Source organism: Thermus hydrothermalis, assembly GCF_022760925.1.
Taxonomy (GTDB): domain Bacteria; phylum Deinococcota; class Deinococci; order Deinococcales; family Thermaceae; genus Thermus; species Thermus hydrothermalis.
Map to the genome: position 1 here is coordinate 41,293 of NZ_JAKTNT010000020.1, position 2,682 is coordinate 43,974.

Here is a 2,682-nt window from a genome sequence, read left to right on the forward strand (position 1 = left end):
ACCCGCACCGCCACGCCCCGCAGGGAAGGAGGACCCTCCGCTAGAAGGAGGCGAGCCAGGCGGAAAAGGCTCTGCCCTTCAGATTGCACCACCCCCTGCCCCTTTAGGTCCCGAGAGGAAGCGTTCCCCCTCCTCCATCTCCACCTCCCGCTTGCCCCGTAGCCCCAGGAGGAAACCCATGCTCGTTCCTCCTGCCTATCCGGGTGACCCGGTCAAAGCCCCGGTCCAGGTGAGGAAAAGGGGGACATACCCCAGGGCCTGGACCCCTAACTCGGTTCGGGCAGGGAGTGAGGAGGAGGGCTTTCTAAGGGGGCTTTACGGCAAAGCCTAGCAGTTTTCCAGAAAAACTACCCCCCTCTTTCGCGAGGGGGGAAGTTGTTGTTTTAGCGTTGGTGGGCGGCGTAGGACTTGAACCTACGACCTCTCGCGTGTGAGGCGAGCGCTCTTCCGCTGAGCTAGCCGCCCTCAGCCTTTTGAAGGGTAGCACGGGTAAGGGAAGCCTGTCAAGCAAAGGGATCTTCTGAGCTCTCAGCACTCCCCCGTGCCGGTTGCCGGGAAAGACCCCCAAGCACCCGCACCGCCACACCCCGCAGGGAAGGAGGACCCTCCGCCAGAAGGAGGCGAGCCAGGTGGAAAAGGCCCTGCCCCTCAGGTTGCGCTACCACCCCCTGCCCCTTTAGGTCCTGAGAGGAAGCGTTCCCCCTCCTCCATCTCCACCTCCCGCTTGCCCCGTAGCCCCAGGAGGAAACCCATGCTCGTTCCTCCTGCCTATCCGGGAGACCCGGTCGAAGCCCCGGTCCAGGGGAGGAAAAGGGGGACATACCCCAGGGCCTGGACCCCTAACTCGGTTCGGGCAGGGAAAGGGGGAGGGGTGGGCGCGGGTTTCCTGAGGGGCCGGAAGACCGTGGGGGCCCAGGTGGTGGTCTAAAGGAGGAGGAGCGTTCGCATGCCTTTACCAACCCCTCTTTGTTTTCCCTTGGTCAAGCCCCTACAGGACTAAGTGATGGGAGCTCAGACCTTCACCTGCTTGACAAAGCGTAGAGGGGTTGATAGGATAGCTCTTGCTGCGCGGGCGAAAGCCCAAGCAGGGGGATCTTGAAAAGGGGAGAGCAGAGGTCTAAGCAGATACGCAATTAACGCCCTAGTGGCGTTTTTTGTGGAGAGTTTGATCCTGGCTCAGGGTGAACGCTGGCGGCGTGCCTAAGACATGCAAGTCGGGCGGGCCATGGGGTTTTACTCCGTGGTCAGCGGCGGACGGGTGAGTAACGCGTGGGTGACCTACCCGGAAGTGTGGGACAACCCGGGGAAACCCGGGCTAATCCCGCATGTGGTCATGTCCTGTGGGGCATGATTAAAGGGCGAGAGCCCGCTTCCGGATGGGCCCGCGTCCCATCAGCTAGTTGGTGGGGTAAAGGCCCACCAAGGCGACGACGGGTAGCCGGTCTGAGAGGACGGCCGGCCACAGGGGCACTGAGACACGGGCCCCACTCCTACGGGAGGCAGCAGTTAGGAATCTTCCGCAATGGGCGCAAGCCTGACGGAGCGACGCCGCTTGGAGGAGGAAGCCCTTCGGGGTGTAAACTCCTGAACTGGGGACGAAAGCCCTGATGAGGGGGATGACGGTACCCAGGTAATAGCGCCGGCCAACTCCGTGCCAGCAGCCGCGGTAATACGGAGGGCGCGAGCGTTACCCGGATTTACTGGGCGTAAAGGGCGTGTAGGCGGTCTGGGGCGTCCCATGTGAAAGACCACGGCTCAACCGTGGGGGAGCGTGGGATACGCTCAGGCTAGACGGCGGGAGAGGGTGGTGGAATTCCCGGAGTAGCGGTGAAATGCGCAGATACCGGGAGGAACGCCGATGGCGAAGGCAGCCACCTGGCTCGTTCGTGACGCTGAGGCGCGAAAGCGTGGGGAGCAAACCGGATTAGATACCCGGGTAGTCCACGCCCTAAACGATGCGCGCTAGGTCTCTGGGTTATCTGGGGGCCGAAGCTAACGCGTTAAGCGCGCCGCCTGGGGAGTACGGCCGCAAGGCTGAAACTCAAAGGAATTGACGGGGGCCCGCACAAGCGGTGGAGCATGTGGTTTAATTCGAAGCAACGCGAAGAACCTTACCAGGCCTTGACATGCTAGGGAACCTACCTGAAAGGGTGGGGTGCCCCGCGAGGGGAGCCCTAGCACAGGTGCTGCATGGCCGTCGTCAGCTCGTGTCGTGAGATGTTGGGTTAAGTCCCGCAACGAGCGCAACCCCTGCCGTTAGTTGCCAGCGGGTTAAGCCGGGCACTCTAACGGGACTGCCTGCGAAAGCAGGAGGAAGGCGGGGACGACGTCTGGTCAGCATGGCCCTTAAGGCCTGGGCGACACACGTGCTACAATGCCCACTACAGAGCGATGCGACCCGGTGACGGGGAGCGAATCGCGGAAAGGTGGGCGTAGTTCGGATTGGGGTCTGCAACTCGACCCCATGAAGCCGGAATCGCTAGTAATCGCGGATCAGCCATGCCGCGGTGAATACGTTCCCGGGCCTTGTACACACCGCCCGTCACGCCATGGGAGCGGGTTCTACCCGAAGTCGCCGGGAGCCTTAGGGCAGGCGCCGAGGGTAGGGCCCGTGACTGGGGCGAAGTCGTAACAAGGTAGCTGTACCGGAAGGTGCGGCTGGATCACCTCCTTTCTAAGGAG

Annotated in this window: 1 tRNA gene and 1 rRNA gene; one reads left to right on the forward strand and one right to left on the reverse strand. The window is 62.6% G+C overall.

The window, feature by feature from the left end:
• Positions 1-390: 390 nt before the first annotated feature.
• Positions 391-465: transfer RNA gene (locus L0C60_RS11290), tRNA-Val, on the reverse strand.
• Between the two features lie 688 nt (positions 466-1,153).
• On the opposite strand from L0C60_RS11290, the gene L0C60_RS11295 reads away from it, so the two are divergent.
• Positions 1,154-2,674 (forward strand): 16S ribosomal RNA (locus tag L0C60_RS11295).
• Positions 2,675-2,682 lie beyond the last annotated feature (8 nt).